General features: G+C 47.9%; 20 protein-coding genes and 2 pseudogenes. 9 read left to right on the top strand and 13 right to left on the bottom strand.

Annotated features, from left to right (window positions below):
* Positions 1-6: 6 nt before the first annotated feature.
* Positions 7-1,323 carry an outer membrane beta-barrel protein gene (locus FCN51_RS23050; protein WP_160256975.1) on the top strand — a complete coding sequence of 439 codons (1,317 nt, stop codon included), beginning with the start codon at positions 7-9 and terminating at the stop codon, positions 1,321-1,323.
* Between the two features lie 48 nt (positions 1,324-1,371).
* Here the strand turns inward: FCN51_RS23050 and FCN51_RS23045 are convergent, their stop codons facing one another.
* Entirely contained in the window at positions 1,372-2,730 is a 1,359-nt protein-coding gene (locus tag FCN51_RS23045) for an NCS2 family permease (protein WP_035362344.1), read from the bottom strand.
* 225 nt (positions 2,731-2,955) lie between these two features.
* On the opposite strand from FCN51_RS23045, the gene FCN51_RS23040 reads away from it, so the two are divergent.
* Positions 2,956-3,198 (top strand): hypothetical protein, encoded by a 243-nt coding sequence (locus tag FCN51_RS23040; RefSeq protein ID WP_003624576.1) that lies wholly within the window; start codon positions 2,956-2,958, stop codon positions 3,196-3,198.
* A 101-nt stretch (positions 3,199-3,299) separates the two neighbouring features.
* Positions 3,300-4,004 (top strand): hypothetical protein, encoded by a 705-nt coding sequence (locus FCN51_RS23035; RefSeq protein ID WP_124297160.1) that lies wholly within the window; start codon positions 3,300-3,302, stop codon positions 4,002-4,004.
* A 51-nt stretch (positions 4,005-4,055) separates the two neighbouring features.
* Here FCN51_RS23035 and FCN51_RS23030 read toward each other — a convergent pair whose 3' ends face one another.
* From FCN51_RS23030 to FCN51_RS23020, 3 genes are all read right to left on the bottom strand, one after another.
* A complete protein-coding gene (locus FCN51_RS23030; RefSeq protein ID WP_003624578.1) occupies positions 4,056-5,012 on the bottom strand; it encodes an alpha/beta hydrolase in 957 nt (318 codons plus the stop codon).
* A 352-nt stretch (positions 5,013-5,364) separates the two neighbouring features.
* Positions 5,365-9,273 carry a Hint domain-containing protein gene (locus FCN51_RS23025; protein WP_160256974.1) on the bottom strand — a complete coding sequence of 1,303 codons (3,909 nt, stop codon included), beginning with the start codon at positions 9,271-9,273 and terminating at the stop codon, positions 5,365-5,367.
* Positions 9,274-9,689: 416 nt separating this feature from the next.
* Positions 9,690-9,914 (bottom strand): hypothetical protein, encoded by a 225-nt coding sequence (locus tag FCN51_RS23020; protein ID WP_160256973.1) that lies wholly within the window; start codon positions 9,912-9,914, stop codon positions 9,690-9,692.
* Between the two features lie 142 nt (positions 9,915-10,056).
* Here FCN51_RS23020 and FCN51_RS23015 point away from each other — a divergent pair, with 142 nt between their 5' ends.
* The 4 genes from FCN51_RS23015 (at position 10,057) to FCN51_RS23000 (ending at position 17,437) form a co-directional block, all read left to right on the top strand.
* A complete protein-coding gene (locus FCN51_RS23015) occupies positions 10,057-11,259 on the top strand; it encodes a tyrosine-type recombinase/integrase (protein WP_160256972.1) in 1,203 nt (400 codons plus the stop codon).
* Between the two features lie 173 nt (positions 11,260-11,432).
* A complete protein-coding gene (locus FCN51_RS23010; RefSeq protein WP_160256971.1) occupies positions 11,433-14,135 on the top strand; it encodes a class I SAM-dependent DNA methyltransferase in 2,703 nt (900 codons plus the stop codon).
* A 3-nt stretch (positions 14,136-14,138) separates the two neighbouring features.
* Positions 14,139-16,232 (top strand): DEAD/DEAH box helicase, encoded by a 2,094-nt coding sequence (locus FCN51_RS23005; protein ID WP_160256970.1) that lies wholly within the window; start codon positions 14,139-14,141, stop codon positions 16,230-16,232.
* Positions 16,232-17,437, top strand: a complete 1,206-nt coding sequence (locus tag FCN51_RS23000; RefSeq protein WP_160256969.1) for a GIY-YIG nuclease family protein — start codon at positions 16,232-16,234, stop codon at positions 17,435-17,437. The genes FCN51_RS23005 and FCN51_RS23000 overlap by 1 nt, the downstream gene beginning before the upstream one ends.
* A gap of 94 nt (positions 17,438-17,531) precedes the next feature.
* Here FCN51_RS23000 and FCN51_RS22995 read toward each other — a convergent pair whose 3' ends face one another.
* The 3 genes from FCN51_RS22995 to FCN51_RS22985 form a co-directional block, all read right to left on the bottom strand.
* On the bottom strand, positions 17,532-19,169 hold the full coding sequence (locus FCN51_RS22995; protein WP_160256968.1) for an AAA family ATPase: 1,638 nt from the start codon (positions 19,167-19,169) through the stop codon (positions 17,532-17,534).
* Between the two features lie 232 nt (positions 19,170-19,401).
* A complete protein-coding gene (locus tag FCN51_RS22990; protein WP_236661256.1) occupies positions 19,402-19,623 on the bottom strand; it encodes a MarR family winged helix-turn-helix transcriptional regulator in 222 nt (73 codons plus the stop codon).
* A 22-nt stretch (positions 19,624-19,645) separates the two neighbouring features.
* On the bottom strand, positions 19,646-19,855 hold the full coding sequence (locus FCN51_RS22985) for a hypothetical protein (RefSeq protein ID WP_236661254.1): 210 nt from the start codon (positions 19,853-19,855) through the stop codon (positions 19,646-19,648).
* A 67-nt stretch (positions 19,856-19,922) separates the two neighbouring features.
* On the opposite strand from FCN51_RS22985, the gene FCN51_RS22980 reads away from it, so the two are divergent.
* Complete coding sequence (locus FCN51_RS22980; RefSeq protein WP_236661251.1) at positions 19,923-20,264, top strand: FAD-dependent monooxygenase; 342 nt, start codon at positions 19,923-19,925, stop codon at positions 20,262-20,264.
* 10 nt (positions 20,265-20,274) lie between these two features.
* Here FCN51_RS22980 and FCN51_RS22975 read toward each other — a convergent pair whose 3' ends face one another.
* Positions 20,275-20,781 carry a hypothetical protein gene (locus FCN51_RS22975; RefSeq protein ID WP_160256967.1) on the bottom strand — a complete coding sequence of 169 codons (507 nt, stop codon included), beginning with the start codon at positions 20,779-20,781 and terminating at the stop codon, positions 20,275-20,277.
* Positions 20,782-20,800: 19 nt separating this feature from the next.
* Between FCN51_RS22975 and FCN51_RS22970 the strand changes: the two genes are divergently transcribed.
* Positions 20,801-21,217, top strand: a complete 417-nt coding sequence (locus tag FCN51_RS22970) for a hypothetical protein (RefSeq protein WP_160256966.1) — start codon at positions 20,801-20,803, stop codon at positions 21,215-21,217.
* Between the two features lie 12 nt (positions 21,218-21,229).
* On the opposite strand, the gene FCN51_RS22965 is transcribed toward FCN51_RS22970, so the two are convergent.
* The 5 genes and pseudogenes from FCN51_RS22965 to FCN51_RS22955 all read right to left on the bottom strand — a co-directional run bounded on the left by FCN51_RS22965 (position 21,230) and on the right by FCN51_RS22955 (position 23,514).
* Positions 21,230-21,598 carry a hypothetical protein gene (locus FCN51_RS22965; RefSeq protein WP_160256965.1) on the bottom strand — a complete coding sequence of 123 codons (369 nt, stop codon included), beginning with the start codon at positions 21,596-21,598 and terminating at the stop codon, positions 21,230-21,232.
* Positions 21,599-21,708: 110 nt separating this feature from the next.
* Positions 21,709-21,821 (bottom strand): annotated as a pseudogene (locus FCN51_RS27140) (IS5/IS1182 family transposase); the annotation flags it as partial.
* Positions 21,822-21,876: 55 nt separating this feature from the next.
* Positions 21,877-21,942 (bottom strand): annotated as a pseudogene (locus FCN51_RS27135) (hypothetical protein); the annotation flags it as partial.
* A gap of 823 nt (positions 21,943-22,765) precedes the next feature.
* On the bottom strand, positions 22,766-23,035 hold the full coding sequence (locus tag FCN51_RS22960; protein ID WP_160256963.1) for a hypothetical protein: 270 nt from the start codon (positions 23,033-23,035) through the stop codon (positions 22,766-22,768).
* Complete coding sequence (locus FCN51_RS22955) at positions 23,032-23,514, bottom strand: conjugal transfer protein TraD (protein ID WP_160256962.1); 483 nt, start codon at positions 23,512-23,514, stop codon at positions 23,032-23,034. The genes FCN51_RS22960 and FCN51_RS22955 overlap by 4 nt, the downstream gene beginning before the upstream one ends.
* Between the last annotated feature and the right edge of the window lie 9 nt (positions 23,515-23,523).

Genomic DNA, 23,523 nt, shown 5'->3' with positions numbered 1-23,523 from the left:
CCCTCCATGACGACGCTCCAAAAAAAACAGAAAGTTCTGCTGCTTCTTTCCGCTTCTTCGTTGCTGCTTCCTGCTTTGCATAAAACGGCACATGCGCAGGTTCTGCCTTTTACAAGCCTGAAAACAAGTAGTTCCAGCTTGGGCCGCTGGCTGTCTGACATTACCCTTACGGGGCAGATTGAAGGCGGTATCATGGCCAATCCGGCACGCCCCAATCCCGGCTATAACTATGGGGACTTCCTGGCTGATCATGCCAACCAGGTGCAGCTCAACCAAGCTGAATTCACCATTTCCAAAGCCATCGACTCCAGTCTGAACGAATACCAAATCGGCTTCACGCTGGAGGGGCTGTATGGTTCCGATGCCAGATACTACCATGTGCTGGGTATTTCGGATCAGGAATGGAAGGCGCGTTACCAGCTTATTCCCGCCCAAGCGCATGTAGATGTGCACCTGCCGTGGCTGACAAAAGGTGGGCTGGATATGCAGGTTGGTATTCTGCAGGCCCCTATGGGCGTTGAAGGGTTGGACCCAACATCCCGCGCTTTTTATACGCTTGCCTATACATCTGAATATTCTGTGCCGTTTGAGCATATCGGTGCCATGTTTAACTGGCACGTAACGCCTATGGTGGATGTAACTTTCGGGATTGATACCGGCAACCAGACATCCTTTGGCAGTTCCGATAACAACCACATGCCTGCGGCCTATTTTGGTTTTAACCTCAATAACCTCGCGCATGGCAAACTACGCATTGTAGAGCTCAGCCGTGTTGGACCAGAAAACTCTTGGCGCGCAGTCGGACATTATGAAGCAGACCATGCGCAACGCTTCTGGAACGATATCAACGCCACCTATGAGATAAATGACAAGCTCTCTGTGACCGCAGAATTCAACTATCTGCATGATGAAGGCGTGCGCGGTATTGGCGCGCGGGGGCAGTTTGCTGGTGCTGATGCAGAAAGTTTTGTCAGCTTCCTCAGCTATAAGATCAACAAGGAATTCACCTTCAATTACCGTGGGGAAATCTACCGCGATAATAACAACATGATGGTGGCCACCTTCCGCGGCAACAATTCCTATATGGAAGCCTTGGCTGGCACGGGTGGAGAAACTGTTGCTGGCCCCTCTGGCCACGGCACCACGTATGGGGACCTCTCCTTAAACGTCGTGTATCATCCAGATTTGGGGCACCATGTGCGCGTATTCCAGCTTCGGCCAGAAATACGGTTTGATCGTTCCCTTAATGGCACTACGCCTTTCAATGGTGGCCGAAACAACGGCATGTTCACCTTTGGTGGCGATGCTGTTATCGGATTCTGATGCACCCAGACACAGGCTGCCATATCTGTGGCAGCCTGCTTTACCTTTTTAGCTGCCCAATCTGGATGAGAGCACCAGATACAAAATAAACACACAATCTAACCCACATAGCATCAGGGTAAGTTCTGCCCATTTGCGGGTTGTCAGCACAAAAGCTGTATGCAGCAGCAAACCAAACGCCAGACTGACCATAAAATCACCTGTCAGCACGGTAACAAGCAGCATAAACAGCGGAATAACCCGCTCCTGCACAGCCAAAGCTTTCAGATCCGTCAGGCTGCCAAGCATACCCAAACCTACCAGAATAAGGGCCGGTGCCGTTGCCACAGCAGGCACGCAGATAATAAGCGGCCACAAGATAGAGGACACCGCAAACAGGCAGGCCACCACCAGTGTTGTCAGCCCTGTGCGTCCCCCCTCTTCTACCCCCACCAAAGATTCCAGATACGCTGAAACAGTGGATGTGCCCAAAGCAGACCCAATAACACTGGCCGTTGCATCTGCCACAAAAGCCGACTTTGCCAGCAAAGGCTGCCCCTGCTTATCCTTCAGGCCAGAACGCTGCATCACGGCCATCATGGTGCCGGTGGCATCAAAAAAATCACCCAAAAAGAAATAAAGGGTTATGGGCAAAACCAGAAACAGATTGGCAAACAGACCGTGAAAATCATACGGGAATAACATGAACCACGGGTAGGACGGCCAATCCACCCAATGCGCAGGCAGTTGCGTCACCTTGCTGCCATCTGGGTGCGCAACCCACAGCCCGGCAATGGTTACTGCAATAACAGACAGCAAAATAGCGGCTGGCACGCGCGCCCATTTTAACATCATGGCCAGAAAAACCCCGGCCAGCGCCAACAGCACAACAGGGTTGGACAGTTGCCCGAATACCAACCCCTCCCCGCCCTTGGTTACCAAGCCACCATTTACGATGCCGATATGAGCCACAAAGGCCCCAATAGCAAAATGAATGCCCTGTTTGACTGAGAGCGGGAATGTTTCAACAATTCTGCGTCGCCACGGCGTGAGGGAGAGAAACAGAAAAGCCAGCCCACCCAACAACACCATGGTAAAAGCCTGAGCCGGTGGCACCCCCATGCGCACAACAACAATCTGGGCAAACACCACGTTGCTACTCATAACAGGTGCCAGCGCTATAGGCAGATTGGCCCCCACAGCCATAATGAAGGACCCTACAACAGCAGAGGCTATTGTGGTGATAACCATGGCATGCTGGTCTAGCCCGGCAGAGGCCAGAATATTGGGATTAACAGCCATAATATAGGCCATAGCCCCAAAGGTGGTGATACCCGCCACAACTTCCTTGGGGATGCTGGACCCGCGGCCAGAAATATCAAAAGCACGATCCAGACATGCACGCATGCCTGACCATAAATATCTCATCCATTCCTCGGCAGTGCTGCTAGGGCCAGTTTCTGTTTTATCTTACGGATGTACGACCAAAAATAACACCAGCGAAATAAAAGTTTTCCTGCACTCACGGATGTAATCTGCGCAGCACATAGCAGCCATCCGGCCTGCCCCTGTAGCCGAATGCTGGGGGCATCCCCATTTCGTAAAATGAACAAATGCTTAGGTTTAAGCATCAAGGCAAAAAGGATATTTTTTATGACTGATAAAGCACCGCACGAAACTAGCTCCCTTTTCCATCTCGCAGAACGCGCCCTTAAGCAGCCCAAGCTGGCAACCAAGGAAGAAGTGCGTGAACTGGCAAACTATGTGCTTAAAGGCGGCGTAAAGGCTGGTGAAGCCGAACGCGAAGTGGCTAAAAAAGCAGAGCGCAACCCAGAGGGTGTAGAAGCCTCTGAAATTGAATCTCTGGCAAAAACCGTTATTGCCGCACATTCCTGAGAATTGCGCAGGCAGGTGGCCCAAAACCACCTGCCACCAAAATGTAAACCGGGGCTCCCTCTTCTTCTCTCCGAAGATATAATTGCGGACAAAGAAGGGAGATGAATTTGAAAAAGTTACTTCTGGTTGCCATGCTGATATGGGCAACGCCAGTTATGGCATCTTCTGCGCCGCAAACTGTTGATGATGCCTACCCTTATGTTGATGCCGCATCCATTTTACTCACCAATGATATCAAAACATTTCTGAGCGGCGGCAAAAGCCTTATAAATTGGGCACCAGTTTTTCCGCGCCCAACTGTGGTAACGGCTCAAGCTTATTGGGCACAATGGAAATCCAGTTCCTCTACTGCCGCAAAAGATTTTCCCATGGATAAGCCTATCTATATTACCGGACAGGCTCTTTCTGTTTCTCAAACAGGGGAAGATTTTTATGTTGATTACGCCTCATCCCCATCAGGCATAGATGATGTGCAAGCCTATCTTTCCAATAATGGGGTGAATGCAGCTTCGTCTTATTCTGCCGGAAAAAAGGTTGCGCTGCTTTGTTTTCGCGCAAAAAACATGTTCCAGCCAACAGATTTAGGCGGCTGTGAAGATATTGGCAGTGTTGCACAAAGTATTTTTGTAGATGCGTATAAAGATCTCGCTCTTGTTGCTGCAGGCAAAAGTGGGGGCAGACTACCCTTTTCTGCCAGCGCGCAAAGAATGATTATTTCTGCGCAAAGTTGTGCCTTGCAACTTCGCAAGGCTGCATCGGAAGCGGTTTCTACCAGAGAAATGGCTTCATGCAGAGGTGGTGGCTAAGTCCAACACCACAGCCTGACAGGCTAAATACCCTGTCAGGCACTATTGGTATTACAGATTCAATGTGCGTTTCAGAGCTGCACAGTAGGCATCCATAAACCTGCGGGAAAGTTCGGCATCTGGCACATACATATCAAACACATGATACGCCCCCGGCACCACCATAACTTCCGTTGGTACGGCCGCAGCCATCAGGCGGGTTGCGTAATCAAGGTCTTCTTTTAAAAACAGATCCATTGATCCCACACCAATAAAGGTGGGAGGCAAACCTGCCAGATCTGTTGCACGGCCAGCAGCTGCATATGGCGGCGTTTGTGGGCCGCCAGCCTTATCACCCAGATAAGCCTGCCATGCGTATTTGTTGGCAGAACGTGTCCAGACAAATTCGCCAAAATTGGCGCCCGGATCGCTGTTGATTGCCGTGCGATCATCCAACATGGGGTAGATAAGCAGTTGGAAAGCCAGCTTGTATTCTTTTTTGTCACGCGCCATCAGGCTCAGTGCAGCACTTAAACCACCACCTGCACTTTCGCCCGCAACAACAACCTTATCGCGCGAAATACCAAGCTTACTGGCGTTTTCATGCACCCATTTCAGCACGGCATAACAGTCTTCAATCGCACCGGGGTATTTGACCTCTGGCGCCAGACGATAATCGACCGAAAAAATCTGAAATCCCAGATCACTGGCCAGCTTTTGGCATTTAGGGTCATCCACTTCTGGGTGACCAGAAACGAGACCGCCACCATGAATGTAAACCATAGCTGGCGCATTGGGCTGCACTTCACGCGGCGTATAAACGACCACGCGCACATCTGGGGCGTTATTCAACCCCGGCACATATTCTTCCCGCGTGATAACATCTGGCAGAGGCCGACCTTCTATCAGGCGTACAGATGTTAGAAAAACCTCTCGCACTTCTGGAAGTGAAAGCGATGAAAGACCATCAAAAGATGGCATTTTCTCAAGAATGGGAAGAAATTCGGGATTAACTACTGATTTTGGCATAGTAACTCGCCTCCTATTTTGCAGCTGGCATCACAGACCGCGCCGCAAGACAAGTGTATATACCTACACAACTTAGAATTTATTGATTGGTATCAATATAAAAATACAATACTCAGATATTTTATATGCGATTTTTACATAATATATTATGTTTATACACATTATAAGTTTAATTTATTAAAATATATACTATTTAAGAGTGATTGAAATTCATAATATATTTTATTTTTTCTATATGAATATAAAATGCACCCAACAACAGGCATTCTAAAATACCCACTAACCTGTTGCTCAGATAGATTCATGGCCAGCCTGATTAGCACCAGACTGACCATGAAAGTACCTTCTCTAATTAAGCAAAATTCTTTTTGCTATCAGCTTGTGTCTCTGTGTTTGCAATGTAAGGCCCTGCTGCACGGATTGTGAGGGAGAGCAGCCCCATTTCGTGGTCGATGAGATGGTCTTCCAATGGCAACAAGGCATTGCCATTTGTCCATGCACAATCTGCCCAATCCGTTTCATGCCAGCCTTCGGGCTTGTTCTGCTTGAGATGCGCGATGATGTCATGCTGCTTTCCGGCTGCTGCAAGATGCACATCCGCTACAGCAACACCCATAACCCGACGGTCATCCACAAAAGGCCCAATGACATCGGCAGGCCGTGCGGTCCGGGAAACAACACGCACAAAGCGTGTGCCTGCACGCAGCATAAAGCTATACCGCTGGCCGTTACGCCGCACAGCACGCACAATGGCACCTTTATCGGTCACCAAGTGCAAATCAGGCTCATCGGTAAGAACCTGCGATGCTTCAGCCACCAGATGCCCTGCAATACCTGCTGAGCGGTCTGCCAATTTGCGGAACAACGGTTCCACAAAAGCCCGATCCACACACAGATCTACTGCAGCGTCTTCTTCCCAGCTTTTGACTTTTCCGCCCATGCTCATGACAGATCCAGCCTGACGGAACGCCCGGCGGTTACCGGTATCCAAGTAGCTTTCTGTCAGCATACCATCTGCCGTGATCACAGAATGTTCTTCTGTTTCCACATGATAGTAATCGTAAGAAGTGATGGATTTATCATAAAAGATGGAAGATCCGTTCACCAGCATGCGCACAGGCACAAACTTGCCATCAAAGAACAGGCAATGCTCAGATGTAATCAGCATATCCTTGTAAGGCACGCCATCTGTAATGGCATCCTTGAGGATACGTACTGGGTAACCTGCCTCATCATCCGGCAGACCAGCTCGCACATTGGCATGTGCCTTACCTGCCCATGTCACTTTGCGAACACTGCTTTGGCCATCTGCAAATGTGAGAACTTCATCCCCCAGTTGCAATGTTTCAACCGCAACATCACCGGACGGTGTGCGGATCATGGAGCCTGCAAGGAAACACACTTCATAAACGGCATTACCATCCGCATCAGAAGAAAGCTCGTACCCATACGTGCTGACATCATCAATGTGCAGCGTAACAGATCCGCCCTCGTTAAAGGACAAGGTGACGTAGTTGCCATCTGCTGAATAGCTGGTGGAGGTAATATCGGCTGCCTTAACCCCAGAAAGCACAATACCGTCCGAGTTTCCGGCAGCACTTCCGTCAAAACCGGTTACTTCTGTCGTAACGGTTGTGGCAGAAGATGTATCAATACCATCCAAGGTCAGCCCCGTATTGGTGCTACCTTCCAAATCAACAACGCCACCGGCTGCAGCCCATATGGTGGCCTTGGCCCCATTTTGCAGAACTTCTGTACCGCTCAGCACACCACCGCTTTGCACATTCAGCTTGCCACCACTGGCAACGTTTACATCTGCTGCAGACCCACCAGAGTTAACATCTACCGTGCCGCCAGACACATTAGCACTTTGCAAGGAACCCTGAGAATAAACGTTGAGCGTGCCACCGCTTTCTACGGTTTCACCTTTTGCTGTTGCACCTGTGTCAACATCTTCAAGGCCGCCATTGTTGACTGTTGTAGACGTAGCAACACCGCCGCTCTGCACGAACTCGATGCCGCCAGAATTCACAACAGCACTCACAGCAGAACCGCTGATATAGCCAAAGCCGTTGGCATTATACGTTGTGTGATTGGCGATACCACCAGCACTCACAACTTCATGCCCGTGGCTGGTGACAATCATGTCACTGTCTTGCCCGCCGGACATCACACGTTCTTCAGCCAGATTAGAGATTGTGCCAGAAACGGCACTACCCCAATCATACTGGCGGGCGTGGTTGATTTCGAAACCACTGACCAGACCACCAGAGGCCACGGTTTGGATACCGTTATCTACAATGCTGATATTTGTGGCTGTGCCTTGTGAATCAACTTCGGAATATCCGCCTGCTGTAATTGTTACGCCACTTTCGTAACCCCCAGACAGTGCAGAAACTTTTGCTCCAGAACTTAAAACGCCACCGCTCAATGAGCCACCGCTCAGCACGGTTGTGCCGCCAATAATACCGGCTGATGCAATTGTTAGCGTGCCATGGGCATTTACCGTCTGATCAACAGCACTACCGCCAGCGTTTACGTATTCGCTCCCGCTTCCGTTAATTGTGGTGTGAGACGTTAGGCCACCCGATGAAACATTTATCCAGCCGCCGGAATTTACTGTGGCATCATCCAGCGTGCCTGCAATAAAACCAAAGCCTGTATCATTGAAAACTGTGTTTACGGCAGTGCCACCCGCACTCACAACTTCATGCCCGTGGCCAGTAACTGTCATGTCGGCATCATAACCGCCAGACTGAACACGCTCTTCACCCAAATTCTCAATCAGGCCACTTACGGCACTGCCTGCGTTATTCTGCCGCCCCGTATCAATGGTGAAATTGCTGACAACACCGCCCTGCGCCACATTTTCTACACCAGAGCGCTCAATCAGAATGTTAGAGCCACTGCCGCCAGACTGAATATCAGCACTACCACCACTTGCAATGGTGACACCACTTTCATAACCGCCAGACAGCACAGAAACCGTTGCACCAGCGCTGATTGTGCCACCACTCAAGCTGCCACCGCTCAGGATGGTTTGACCGCCTATGGTCCCGGACGTATCAACAACAACAGTGCCTTGGGAATTTACAGTCTGGTTAATGGCTGTGCCACCAGCCCCTACAACTTCAAGGCCACCGGCATTCACTGTTGTGCCAGAGGCAATACCTCCCTCTGATGCCTCTAGCTTCCCACCATTCAATATTGTGCCAGAGGTAACACCTTTTGTTTCCGCAGCCTGAATACCGCCAGACGAAATGGTTGCGGCTTCACTCAGGCCATTCAGAACAATGTCTTCACCCCCAGTATTAACTGTGTTGTTGTATGCAGAGCCATTGTCATATTCTACAATTGCGCCGTCATTATTCACGATCGCATCATAAGATACGCCGCCATTAATATATGCGGCATAAATACCTTGAGCATTCACGGTCATGGCCGACACAACGCCGTTGCTCTGCACGGTAATGCCTGCATCATTCAAGGTCACGCCAGAGGCCAAACCGCCACCGTTTATCACTAGATGATCATGATAGACCGTGACATCATCAGCAACGCCACCTGAGTTTATGATAACATCATGAACTTCACCGCCGGCTGATCCCTGCGCGCTATTATCTACGGCACCAGAAACATTTACCCCAGAAACGTACCCATTGCTGCCAACAACAAGAGTGTTTTCTACATCGCCGCTGATCGTAACATCTGTTGCAGAAGCACTATTTGAAACTTCCAGGCTTCCGCCCGCTGTCATTGTTACAGATGTAAGGGTAGCAGATTGAACCGCACCGATAGTGGCACCGGAATCCACTGTAACAGAGGTTCCTGTCCCTCCCATGAAATCAACCTGAGCACCCGTATCTGCGGTTAAACCCGATACGTTGCCGCCATTATTTTCATACCTGCCGCCATTCTGCACAGTTACGCCCTGTGCTGGGCCTCCATAGTTTTCAGCCTGCCCATCACTTTCTATCGTGAGGTTGGTGACTGTTGCTGTATTTTCTAAATTTCCGCCGCTTTGAACGATTACGCTGTCTAGGCTGCCACCGGCATTCTCTAAAGTACCACCATCTTCAATAGTGACGCTTTGCATTGTGGAGAGATTTTGCACACTCCCCTGATCCGTCACACTCGATACGTTGCCAAGGTTGGCAACTGAACCACCACTTTGAACGGTCAGACCGACAACAGTATTTAGAATTGTAATTGAATCACCGCTTGAAACAACGACACCTGAAGAAACATTATTATCTGCCACTATAAATACTCCCTTGCATCCGCTTCTTCATAATCAGAGATCGTTAATTATCTTTAAAACTTTTGATCAAATCTGATCATGATCATTATGTTATTTCTAAAAAAACATTCATCACATTTATGGAATTTTTGCCAGAGAACTTTGAGCAAATCAGATCACTTCATCGAATATGAGTGACCATATAATTTCAAAGATGTATTTTGTATTTATGCTCTAATATGGTGATAAAAAATCTATTATGATCAAAGCGTTTTCACACATAAATCTCACTTGAATTACATAAATTATATTTGGAATTTTATAAACAACGCATGGTACTTATTTGAATCTTGTATAATTTGAAAACCATACATCGCAAAAAAATAGACTCCATCCGTTAAGATAGAGCCTACACAAAAGCATTAAAAAGTCAGAAATCAGGAAGACTGCGCCTCTTCCTGCAATAATTTATTTGTTTTTGTAATATAAATAGAAGATTCTCGAATAATAAGAGAAAAAGCAGCGCTGCATTGCTGTAACTGCATGCGTAACCAATGCAATCTGCGACACAGCGCAAACCAGCCGCTTTTTGCCCCAGCAATGCGCTGTGATATAAATTTAAGTGATGACATGTGCAGGATGGCGGAGAGAGAGTCCGCCAACACTAGGATGCCCTACGATGCCTGAAGACATATTTTTTAATTAGAAACAATCTATTAACCCATATCTACACCACCCGACGCCGCAGATAGACGCACCGAACCGCATGATGTAAGGTGGGATTTAAGATGGGACTGTAAATCCATGAGCAAGCTTCCGCCGAACCAGTTGACCGTGCGCAAGATCGCCAGCCTGAAAGATGGTGTCTATGGCGATGGCGGAAACCTATGGATTACGATCCGTGGCGAGACGCGTGCCTGGACCTTTCGTTATAAAAGCCCTCTGACTGGCAAGCGCCGAGAGATGGGACTTGGTCCAGCCCGTGACGTGCCTCTCTCCGAAGCGCGTAGCAAGGCCGCCGACGCTCGGCGTCTTTTGTTAGAGGGAAGAGACCCCCTGGAGGAACAGACTAAAAGAAAGCATGGTGCCACCAAGGAGCGAACCTTCAAGGAAGTTGCTGAACACTATATTGCGGAACAGACACCTGCCTGGAAAGATCCGCGTTCCGCACCTATGTGGCGTAGTTCTCTCGGTCGGCATGTCTATCCCCTCATGGGAAACCGGCCAATTGGTCAGGTCCAGACTGAGGATGTTTTAGCCGTACTGCGTCCGATCTGGGAAACCACGACAGAGACAGCCAGCCGCCTTCGCGGACGGATTGAACGTATTCTTGACTATGCGCATAGTCATCACTGGCGCGAAGGCGACAACCCAGCGCGATGGCGCGGTCATCTTGCCAACATTCTTCCCAAACCAACAGCCGTGGCGAAAGTCGTGCACCATCCGGCTATTCCCTATCGCGATCTTCCTTCTGTGTTTGCACAACTTGGACGACAAGACGGCTCTGCAGCTCTTGCCGTCCGCTTTCTCTGTTTGACGGCTGCGCGTTCTGGTGAAGTGCGTCACGCACGGTGGTCTGAGATTGACCTCGAAAAGCAAATCTGGGTGGTTCCAGCGGAACGCATGAAAGCAAAACGGGAACATCGCGTGCCATTGACGACCAGCGCCATAAACGTGCTCCGACGAATGGAAATACTGCGTCCCCTACCCTCCGCAAATGGTCTGATTTTCCCCGGAGGCAAAATCGGATCACCGCTCAGTGACGTTGCTATCTCCAAGGCACTCCATCGTGCCGCTGGCACGAAAGACGTGACCATTCATGGCTTGCGTTCCAGCTTTCGCGACTGGGCAGCAGAGGAAACAGATTTCTCTAGAGAAGTAGCAGAAATGGCGCTTGCGCATGCCATTGGAAATAAGGTCGAAGCCGCATACCGGCGCGGCGATCTGTTCAGCAAACGACAGGAAATGATGAGGCAATGGGAGAAATTTTGCCTCAGAAGCATGTAGAAAGCACAGACTGCTTTGCGGGAAGCGCCGACATCCAATTTCGGGTCACGATTGCGGCTGTCTGCCGCTATTTCCTGATTTAGCAGAGTTGACTTGTCACATGTGTCCGATGGTTGCAGTAGTATTACTTATTTTTCGACTTTAATGATCCACACTGGACGCCAAGATCTTACATGAACCCGACTGAAATCTACGATGCTTTGGCCAAGATCGCTGATGCGGACTTTGACGAAAACGAGTTTCCTTTTGCGTTTGCTCAAGCTACCGATGCCGCTCAGGCAGCGATATCCAAACTCCGCAACGGTTCTACCAATAAGTCTGACCTCCCCAGCGGGGTATTGTTCGGCAAGAGGTTTCACTATGCGCCTGCTCCAACAGGGCAAATTGATGTTATTTTAGACCAACTGAGGGCTTCAAAGAAGACGAAAACTACCAAACCAGCCATCCTGCTCGCAACAGATGGTGAGATGATTGCGGCCGAGCATACGGCCTCAGGCGAAACACTGCATTGCGCCTTCACTGATTTAGGAAACCAGTTCGGCTTCTTCCTTCCCGCGGCGGGCAAAGAGCGCTACCGCGTAATTGAGGAAAACCCAGTCGATGTAAAAGCCACAGGTAAACTCGCCAAACTTTATGACGCGTTGATCAGAGCAAACCCCGATTGGGGAACAGACAAACGCCGTCATGAAATGAACCAACTCCTGATGCGGTTGATTTTCTGTATGTTTTCCGAAGATGTCGGCATCTTCCCAGAACACCAGTTCTCCCGTCTGATCTTCACTTATGCAGGCGACAAAGGTGAAGAAGCGCATAAGGTCATTATTGCAGCCTTCCAGGCGATGAATCTCCCAAAGCACAAGCGCGCAGGCCTACCTGCGTGGACCGGCGAACTGGAATACGTAAACGGCGGCCTGTTTGCTGGCACAATTGATGCACCGCAGTTTGACACCTCAGCGTTCCGTTATCTCTGTGAAGCCTGTAGGCTGAATTGGCGTGAAATCAACCCAGATATTTTCGGTTCCATGATTCAGTCCGTTGCGGATCCAAAGCAGCGGGCTGAACTAGGGATGCATTACACCTCAGTGCCGAATATCATGAAGGTAATTGGGCCACTTTTCCTCAATGATCTTGATGCTGAGATCCATAAAGGCTGGGACCGCACCCGTGCGCTTCAGCAAACACTAGAGCGTATGTCGCGCATACGCGTGTTGGACCCAGCTTGCGGATCCGGGAACTTCCTTGTCGTATCTTATCGGGAACTACGGGCCCGCGAGACACGTATCATGCAGCGTTTGGAAGAACTTGATGGCCGCAACGCCATGGGCACCAGCGAGATGTTCTCGCGTATCAGGATCGACCATTTCTACGGCATCGAAATCACTGATTTTGCCGCTGAAACAGCCAAATTGGCGCTGTTTATTGCAGAATATCAGGCTAATGCGAGTTTCAAGGCAGTTTTTGGACGCTGCCCTGCAGCTCTGCCACTAAAGAATGCGGCCCACATTCATACAGACAATGCCCTTCGGCTTGAATGGGAAGAAGTGTGTCCGCCGCCGGTTAAAGGCGAAGAGGTATTTATCGCGGGAAATCCGCCATTTCTGGGAGGGCGTCAACTAGACGAACAGCAAAAGATAAGCATGGCGCAGGTTTTCAATAGCCATCTAAAAAACCATAAGGCGCTAGACCTCGTAAGTGCTTGGTATATAAAATCAGCGAATTATATTCGAAACCGAAACGCAACAGCTGCACTTGTTTCAACCAATAGCATAGCACAAGGAGCGACAGCTTCTACGTTATGGCCGCACATTTTAAATAACGGCATAGAAATTGGATTTGCACATCAAACATTCAAATGGAAAAATAATGCGACGTCCAATGCTGCAGTCATGTGCGTTATAATTGGAATTCGCAATCAAAACGCTAGCGTTAAAAAGATTTTTGACGGTGATCATCAATCCCGCGCTGATAATATTAATGCATACTTAATCGATGGACCAAATATATTTGTTAAGTCTGAGAGGAAAAACCTTTTTAATCTTCCGGAAATGCTCTTTGGGAATATGCCTCGTGACGGAGGATTTTTGATACTTACTGAGGATGAGAGCTCAAAACTTGTTAGCGAAGGATTTGGTAAATACGTTAGAAAATATATGGGAGCAGAAGAAGTCGTTAAGGGAGTGCACAGATATGTTCTGTGGATCAATGACTTAGATGTAAAACACGCAAGATTGTCTCCGTTTATTGCCCAAAGATTGGATGCTGTTTCTGCAAGCCGCCGCGATAGCCCCGCAAAGTCTACGCAAGATTTCGCTGATCAACCACACAGGTTTGTTCAAATACAAGGCGTTGCCAAAAACCACGCCATCCTCGTTCCCAGCGTAACCTCCGAGCGTCGTCCCTACCTCCCCGTGGAGTGGGTAGGCGCTGACGTCATTTCATCGAACCTGAATCAGGTTCTCTATGATGCTCCCGAATGGTGCATTGCGCTCATCGCCTCGCGTCTACATCTCGTCTGGATCGCCACAGTCTGCGGTAAATTAAAGTCCGATTTCCGTTATTCTAATACACTCGGCTGGAACACCTTCCCAGTGCCGAAATTCACGGACGAGCAGTTGGAGACCCTCTCGGCCTCAGCCCGCCGTATCCTGAAATGCCGCTATTCCCATTATCCCAAAACGATCGCGGATTTGTACGATCCAGACAAGATGCCAGACGATCTTCGCGCCGTGCACCGTGAAAACGATGAGTTGTTGGAGAATATGTATATCGGCCGTCCCTTCCGCAACGATACAGAACGTTTGGAAAAGCTCTTCAAGCTTTATGCCGCCAAGGTCAAAACACTCGAAGCCGCTTCCAAAAAGAAAGTAAAGGCCTGATCAATGGTTGAAATGCTCAACGTTACCTACGGCACGTCCACCTCAAAAACAAACGCGCTGGGACAACGCCCGATGCAGGCCCGCACCTATCAAGCCCGTGCCGCGCAGTTCCTGCTGCTAAAAGCGCCCCCTGCTGCGGGCAAAAGCCGTGCGTTGATGTTTGTGGCTCTCGATAAGCTCCGTCATCAGGGACTGGAAAAAACTATTGTCTGCGTACCGGAAACCTCAATCGGTGGCTCTTTTCGTTCCACCGACTTGATGAACTACGGCTTCGAGGCGAATTGGGAAGTCGAGCCGCGCTGGAACCTCTGCCTGACGGGAGATGATGCGAGCAAAGAAAAAGTGAAAGCATTTCAGGACTTTTTGCAAAGCGATGCAAAGGTTCTGATATGCACCCATGCCACTTTCCGGTTCGGCGTTGACGCTGTCATGGAGACCAGTGGCATTGGTACGTTTGATCGGTGCTTTATTGCGATAGACGAGTTCCATCACGTCTCGGCGTCAGACAACAACCGTCTCGGCGTTATTCTACGAAACCTAATCACCCGTGGTGAATGTCATATCATGGCGATGACGGGAAGCTACTTCCGCGGGGATTCAGATCCGGTGCTGCGAGAAGAGGATGAAGACCGCTTCACCAAAATCACCTACAGCTATTACGAGCAATTGGAGAGCTACACTTTCCTTAAGGCACTCGGCATTAATTACGAGTTCTACAAGGGAAACTACGTTAACGGCCTTGAGGGGGTTCTAAACCCTGATCAAAAGACGATTATTCATATCCCACATCGTGGATCGTCTGAAGCGTTTGATGACAAGTTCAATGAAGTTGGCCGGATACTCGACTTTTTGGGTAAGCATGAAGGGCGAGACCCTGAGACGGGCTTTGACCTTGTGCGTACACCAGAAGGTCGCCTGCTGAAGATCGCAGATTTGGTGGATGATGGCCCCGGCCGCGATGCCGTAAAGGCTGCTCTGTCGCATGAGATTAAAGGGCCGGATGGTAAGCGTGATGATGAAGCTGATCGGGCCAAGGTTGATATCATCATCGCGCTCGGCATGGCGAAAGAAGGGTTTGATTGGGTTTGGTGTGAGCATGCCCTGACCATCGGCTATCGCTCGTCACTTACCGAGATCGTACAGATTATTGGCCGTGCAACGCGTGATGCTCCAGGGAAACCACGAGCCTTATTCACGAACCTTGTCGCTGAACCGGGTGTTGAAACCGGCGTAGTGACCGATGCCGTGAATGATATGCTGAAAGCGATCTCAGGTTCGCTGCTAATGGAGCAGGTCTTGGCCCCGAACCTGAAATTCTACCGTCGGGAAGATGGAGACGTTCGCGCACCGATGAGCACGGACGAGGAAGGCAATGTCACGATCGGGATCAAGGGACTGATGGAGCCACCTACAGACCGCGCGAGGGCGATTTGTGAGAAGGACATGAACGACCTGATGGCAACCGTCTATCAGGAAATGGACCGCCGCGTACTTTCACCGGAAACAGCTCCAGAAGTCGCAACCCAGATGGTGCTGACGGACATCATTGAAAGACGTTACGAGACATTAGATACGGAAGAGACTGAATCCGTTCGCCAACATCTAGCGACACATATGAACTTACTGACATTAGCACGCAAACAAGCCGAACAGGACATTGCAGGGACACAATCCGTGCTCGGTGCTCCGCCAACCGAAGCCAAGTCCGCAAAAGAAGAAGCGAACAATGCAAGTGAGGGTGAGCCGGACAGCGCCCCAAACACCCTTCTGGCGATGGTGAAGAAATTCATCAATGTGCGCGATATCGATATCGAATTGATTGATCGCGTCAATGTCTTTCAAGAGCGTTTCGAAGTCGCGTCCAAATCATTAAATGCCGAGATCCTCGCTCATGTGCAGTCAGCCATGGTCGCGTTGCGTGTTAATATGAGCGGAGACGAGGCTCGGACTTTGTGGCCACGCATTAAAGCGTTTCGTGCGACAAAAGGGCGTGAGCCCAACGTCAATTCTGCCAACACATTGGAAAAGCGTATGGCAGAAGCGCTTGCCTGGCTGAAAGCCGAAAAGGCGAAACGCCTGCGCGAGGCAGCTCGCTAATGGGCCGGCCCTCTTTGGACGATATCTTCGCCGAACATGACGAATTCGGCCTTCTGGATCTGAAACAACGAAGTGCCCGAAGTGGTAGCACCACAGATCGCGGTATTATGGTGCTGCTGGATGTCACTCGTTTTGTCGAGCAGAATAGTCGTTTGCCTGATCCGGATGCACTTGGACATGATGAGATGAAGCTCGCAATCACCTGGCAAGCTGTGAAAGCATCACCCACCGAGAAAATGAGGGCAGCGGACCGTCTAGGTCTTCTTGACGAAAAGTCGATCACCCCCCCCCACTCGTGGGAGGATGATGTACCCAAGGAAGCCATCCCAGAAAGCCTTGATGATATCTTTAACGATGATGATCTGGATGTTGATCCCTCGTTAATCACTTTCCAACACACTACACCTTCGGCTGAACGGGTTACACCTGATCATCGGGCCGAGTTCGTACCCTGTCGAGACTTTGAAAAGTTTCGGGAACGCTTTGAAATGGTACAAGAGGCCCTCGAGACCGGAGAAAGAAAAGCAAGAGCTGTACGAAAATGGGCAGTTATTGAGCCCATAGAAGGGGATTTTTTCATTCGGAACGGTTTGCTCGCTATGATTGCCGAGAAATCCGAGATGACGTCCCGAGGCGGTTCACGTGATCATCGCTTAAGGATCATCTTCTCAAATGGGACCGAAAGTGATCCCTTAATGTCATCCTTCCGGAAGTCGTTATCGGAAGACAAGACAGCACGGACAGTTCAAAAAGTGGGCCTTGGTCCTGTTGATCCAGAATGGGAGAATGACCAAATCGAACTGTCTGGTACGATATACGTCGCCCGTTCGCGCTCAGAGGATCCTGCGATCCGGGATAAGCGTATGATTTTACACAAGATCGGTGTCACTAGCCAAGATGTTGCCCGTCGTGTGGCCGACGCCCGCAATGATCCAACATTCCTGCTGGCTCCTGTGGAAATCGTGGCGACCTATAGTCTAAAGAACCTCTCTCGCCATAGAGTTGAGTATCTACTGCATCGCTTTTTTATATCTGCGCGCCCCGCAGAGTTATTCATTGTGGACCGACTCGGAAAAAAAATATCCCCGAAAGAATGGTTTTATGTGCTGCCTGAGCACGTCGGCCAAGCGGTGAAACTGATTGAGGAAGGAAAGCTCCACCTTTTCCGTTACGACATCGCGACACAAAAAATAGTTGAAAATTGACATATATCTTACGCGCGATCTATTGCTTCCCAGCCGATCAAACAATGACCGAAATTGGGGAGAAAGCAGCAAGTCCGGTTTGAGGTTATACTATCTACATAGCGATGGAAGAACGTGTTCCGATAACATCGGGAAGGGTTCCAAAATGATTCAAAAGTAGATTTTTTGCTGCAGCGTCCTCAGCTAGCAGTTTACGAACTGCAGCCTCGTAATGAAGGCGACTCTTAAACTGTAACGCGCCAACAATAGCCGTCAGTGCGTGCGTTTCGCGAATTGGATAACGAATAATAATTTTATCGATTTCATTCGCCGCCACCAAATTTTGAATATTTTGTTTTTCTTCTGCATAATAATTTTGCGCGTTCACAGAAATATCTACGTTTTCCCCTGCTTGGATTTTTTTCCAATCAGGCATCCCTAAACTAATTTGATCTTTAACAACTTGTTCTGTCATGCGAGCCGCAAGACGGTTAACATTTGAAGATATTGCCGACAGAAAATCATGACGTGCTTTGGCGAGCATCTGAGTAACATCCCCTCCGATAACGCTCACTTGTCTCATTGCGATCATTTCCACAAGAGTCCAATTATAATAGAGACCTTCAACGGAATATACTGAAAGGGCAAATACTCCTTTTGTAGTTAAACTTTTTTTCTTAGTTTCTGAAAGCTGATCCTGATCTACAATACCATATGACTGAACCCAGGTAATTTCACTAGCGTCACGAATGCTTGCAACGGCATGCTCCACATCACCACACGTAGATCTGGGAAAAATAGAAACCCCCGGGAATAAAATTTCATAAAGTGACTTGTCTAAACTACTCTCATTCCCTTCGATAAAGAGCATCTTACGACGTGAGCCAATTATCGCCTCTTTGGTCGAATCGTCAATTTCCGCTCCTGGTTCAAGAATATCCAAATCCCAACGGTTTACGATACCATTCTGAGTGTAAGAATCACGCACCAATACTATTTTTGAGTTAGGACAACTGACAGGCATACTTAACTCATGCGTTGATATTACAAAAGAGCAGTCAGGACGATGAGAAAAAAGCTGTAACAGTAAAGGAGTTACTATTGATGTATGTAAATGCCGTTCCGGCTCATCAATCAAAACAAGAGAATTATTTTCTGCTGTTAATACAGTTCCTGCTATAATTAGTGCTGCCCGCTCCCCATCAGAAAGAGACATTATGCTATAAGCTTCCCCTCCACGCTTTTTGGCAGAAATTGCTCCATTATTGTCAATAGATAATTCAATTGGGATTCCAGAACTATCAAATAATTCATTGATGACGCCAAGTGGCGGTAGTCTTGCCGCTAATCGTTTTGCAGAATGCTCATTACCTGCAGCAAGGGTATCACGAACCTCACGAGCAAGAGCATTATCTTTATCAATTATATTCGTAATGATTAGCCCGGCTCTCTCTGCTGGGAGTACTTCATTCCAACGAGCATCTGGCATTTTATCCCAACCTTTTCTATTTGCTTCCTTCTGAATTTTTTCTGCTGGCGAAAATGGTGACGCGTCATACGCAAGAAACATCTGACGATGGGCAACAATACGAACTGCTTTTTCGGAATTTTTCATATAAAGATCGTGCAATAATCCTGATTTTCCAGCGCCATTTGGACCAACAATAAACAGAGGATTCGTGTTGGAAACCGGCAAAGATAACGGTGATCCATTGGCGGTCTGTATATTTGTATTTAAAATTTCTTCGGACATATTTAACAAGCCACGCATATTGCAGACCTCATATAATTAATCATGAAGTTAATATTTTGGATTTTCAGAATGTTCACTTTCTAATCAACTGGTCAATCTACTTGTGTCAGCGAATAAGTCTGTCTGTTATGAAAGTGTTTGTCGCCTGCTTGCTCCATTCTTGAAGACCACATGCAGTTTTTACGAGAGAAGCAACCGGTTTGATTCTGATGACAGATTTTCTCTGGATTTATCATCGCAGCAAGTCGTCAGTGAAACGTCGCAAAAGTGTCTGTAACTGATTGAGGTCGGCATCCGTCCAGTCGATGAGAATGCGGTTTGCCAGCCTCTGGCGGGCCGCATTCAGCAGATCGACCATTTCCTGCCCTTTTCCAGTCACTGTCGCTTCGCGAACACGTTTGTCCGCGGCAGACGGGTAGCGCTCGATAAGACCCCGCTCTTCCAGTCTGGTCATTTGTCGGCTGATCGTCGTATGATCACGCCCTGTACGGTCCGCGAGTTTCAACAACACCGACAGGACCGTAACGCCATACGCGCGCCAGAAGCGGAAACAGAGCGCGATCCAGTGGAATGCCCGCTTCTTCGATCAGTCGATCATCCCGATGTAGCCGGTTGATTTCATCGACCAGATCGATGATCGCGGCATGCAGTCCGCGCAGGATATTAGGATCATGTGTATTATTCATGCTTTTTGTTACCTTGGACGCCGCTCTGATATACGTGAATATTACACATTGATTTGCGGAGTTGCCAGTGTCCTTCGATACAGACGTCCTGATCTCGGGTGCGGAGGCCGCAGGCCCGACACTTGCGATTGACCTCGCCCGACGCGGGGTTTCGTTCCGACTGATTGAGCAGAACACGCAGCCGTTCAGCGGATCGCGCGGGAAAGACATCCAGCCGCGGACGATAGCGATCTTCGAGGATCTCGGCTTCATCGACCGCGTGGCGACGGGCGGATCCTATTCGTCACTACGCCAGTATTGTCCCGATGGAATCCATATTGAGGATCGTCTATATCTGCAGAGGTCTGCGGAAAATCAATCAAACTGCTTTCGCAATTCAGGCTCTAATAGAGCCCTAGTTATCAAATAATCAATATAAATTATTTTGTTTTTATAGAATTTCCAAGAAGAAAAAGTGCTTTTTCCAACACTTGATCCCCAACCAACTTATATAGATAAACACCTAATATTTTATTTTTAACTTCGGTATTAAGGTCTTTTTCGTCTAGTTGATTAATGTGCTCGCCAACATTTTTTTGCAAATCATCATCAATATTCGTCATCAAAGTAAAACATGTTGTAGGCAAGGCCTTTTTAGCAAGGTCAAAAGAAACATTGGTCATGAGTCTTTGTATTTTTATACCTCGTCTTTCCGCTTGCCATCTGTCTAGACTCCGATCAGCACAGTCTAATACACTTTTCAGAAGAAGAGAAGGGCCTATTCCGACGTCTGTACCTGATACCTTTAGTGTAAACAAAGACGTTCTAAAAAATGATACTGATCCAAATCCTGCCAATAGGGCTTCATATAAGTGTTTATGCTTTAACGTACTTCCTAAAGGGGCTAAATCTTTTACCAAATAAAGAGCAAAAATTCCTGAAGCCATATTTATGCATATATATGCCATGGTAGCTGGGCATACTAGAATTCCAACAGGTTCATCTCGATACCGAGTGGCCAATTCACCATATGCGATTAAGCTAGAAACAGTACCAACAAAACAGCTCTGCCAAAGAAAAATTATATTTTCTGGTTTAGGTTCATATAGAACAGCATATAATATTATAGAAAAAAAAGCTAACGCTAATAAAGACACCACCCCATTACGCAATAAAGAAAAACGAAACTTCAAAACTTTATTTTTATTAATTAAGAAACTAAACAAAAATAAAACTAAAAAAGATACAATCCAGACTAAAGTAGTTAAGCCATTAACATGCAAAACTTCTGAAAAAAAGTTTTTGGGGCTCACCCAAAATAAAATCGAACCAACCAACCAAGATGTCAAAAACGAGAGAAAGCTAGACATTAAAAATACCTGAAATTAAATTATTTTAAATGTTTTGATCCAAATATTTCTTACCAAATGGAGTAAGAACCAATACTCGTCCCTCATCATTTAGCAAAGCTGCATTCGACAAAAAATCAAAACTATGATTTATTTGGGATAAATTAAATTTTTTATTAAAAACAAGAAATTCTACTAATTTTTCTTTTGAAAGTTGCCCACCATTTTTATCGATCATTCGGAGAATATCCATGTACACATCGTTAGCATAGTTTGAGTTCATGTCTCTACGAGCATATATCTCGTCCCGTGAATTACGTTCGAGTTCTTTTTTTTTGAGGGTATCAAGGAAAGTGCCGAAATAATTTGTTTGCATAAACCCCTCCTTATCAATCGTATTCTGGTCTTTGGTCATATCCGCAAATGGAACTATACTTTATCCAATAAAACAAAACCACTAAAATATTATATGCAAAATTAAAAAGTGAGATTTTTGTAATGTTAACTTAGAGCTTGTCTTGAAAATCACGGGTGAACATTTCTGTGCATGAGATTAGCGCCTATGATACGTCGATGCGGCGCTCGTAATCCGGGACCAGACGCCACCATCTGGTCATCCAAGCAAAGGTTTGCTTCACTGAAGGCCTTGCCGCTGTTATTAGCACCGATGAAGATCGAGGTATCGGAAGCTAGATCGATGACGACATTCTGTAACTTGCGAAAGTTGCAGAGAGTCTGCCTCCTAATATATATCCTCATCCCGAATTTGCATTATGCCGATGCTTCACGCAAACTGATAATTGGATCAGTATGTTAGTTCAATTCTCGATATCGAGTGAACATGGTGTGTAATGGTAGATATTGCACTGAGTTTGGATAATGCCATCACGTTGACGACATATCGGTCAAAACGTGGCCTAATGACATCGGCTACGACACAATAACACTTCGAAGATGACAGTCAGAGATGTCCCAGAGTCAACCTAATGCGGTTCACCAAACAATGCTCGGCTCTAATAAGCAAGGAAAGCAGACAGACTATTACTCATATCATCTCGTATTATCGTGCGCATATCACAACTGCGTGCCACATGATAGTCATCCAAATGATACGGAGCTTCCCTCAAAGTGTAAAAATACGTGTTTTGGAAAAGCTATCGCTTGGAAGCCCCTTGATTAAAGAGCCATCCAGAATGGATAGTGCACTCCACTAGAACGGAATCTGAATAGGACTCATCATCTGCATTTCGTTTTTCTCTGACAGCAACAAGAGACCGCCTATAAGTAATGCCTTCATTGAATCTGCCGGAACCACAACTGACATACGGTTCGAGATACGCAAACAGTCTTCGTCTCGAATAGACCCGTGCATCTCATCACCAATTCGCAGTCACGAGTTACCTGAACAGAGTCAGTCGGTGTATTGAGCCGAATGAATACCAAGAAATTTGACAAATGTTCCTTCCTGATTTCGCAAATACTCATTGTCATAGGCAGGGTGGCAAGGGCCCTGCCCAAAACCTTGCACACACTGGACGTAGCTCTGTGGGAGGGAAATATATATGACTCTTCGCCAATACTTTCAGTCATCATTTAGCCGAAACACCAAGCGTTTTTCGATTTCCTTCGCGAGGGCTTCGATCCCCTCGTCAGTACGAAGAACCTTATCGAATTGACGAGGACCAAGCACCGGAGTGCCTCGGTCAGTAACCACGAGAAGAAAGAAATAGCCTTCTGGCATCAGAACCCGAATTCGAGCGCACAGAAGGTAGGGAGTGGGCGTGCCGTCGAACTTGATCGTCGCTTGGCGGAGAATACCCTGAGCATCCTCCAAATAGGCGAAATATCTCATGGCTTCAGCTTCTTGGCCTGCAATTGAGGCTTCGTCTTCTGTTTGGAGAGGATCTCCCGCGCATAATCAAGATATGGCTGGGGCAGAGTGGGGAATGGATTTTGAGGATCATTTCCAGCTAGTTCCCTTTTTACCATGAGCAATGCCGCAAGCAGACACTCTCTATTGGTTTCAGGCAAGCCGGCCGCTCGTACGGTGGCTCCCAAGAGAATGAGCCTCCGTGTCCTTTGTGCCCGCACCCGATCTTCAAAGCGTTTTTCGACTTTTGCTGCCCGGGCAGAAGCCTCACGAGCATCAACGCGAAGCCGTTCAGCCTCAAGAAGGGCGAACAGTGTTTCCTTGTCGATCGGTGTTAATTCGGTGAGCGCAAGAATTTCTTTGATTTTCTTGCGACGTCCTCTGAGCGCAGTAATATCCGTGCCCTGAATTTCGGCAATGAGCGCCTGATTTTTGGGATGTCCCCAGTTATTCTGATTCATCCAACGATC

Origin of the sequence: Acetobacter pasteurianus (assembly GCF_009914215.2) — a bacterium.
GTDB classification, from domain to species: domain Bacteria; phylum Pseudomonadota; class Alphaproteobacteria; order Acetobacterales; family Acetobacteraceae; genus Acetobacter; species Acetobacter pasteurianus.
This window is presented reverse-complemented; position numbering and strand designations above follow the sequence as displayed.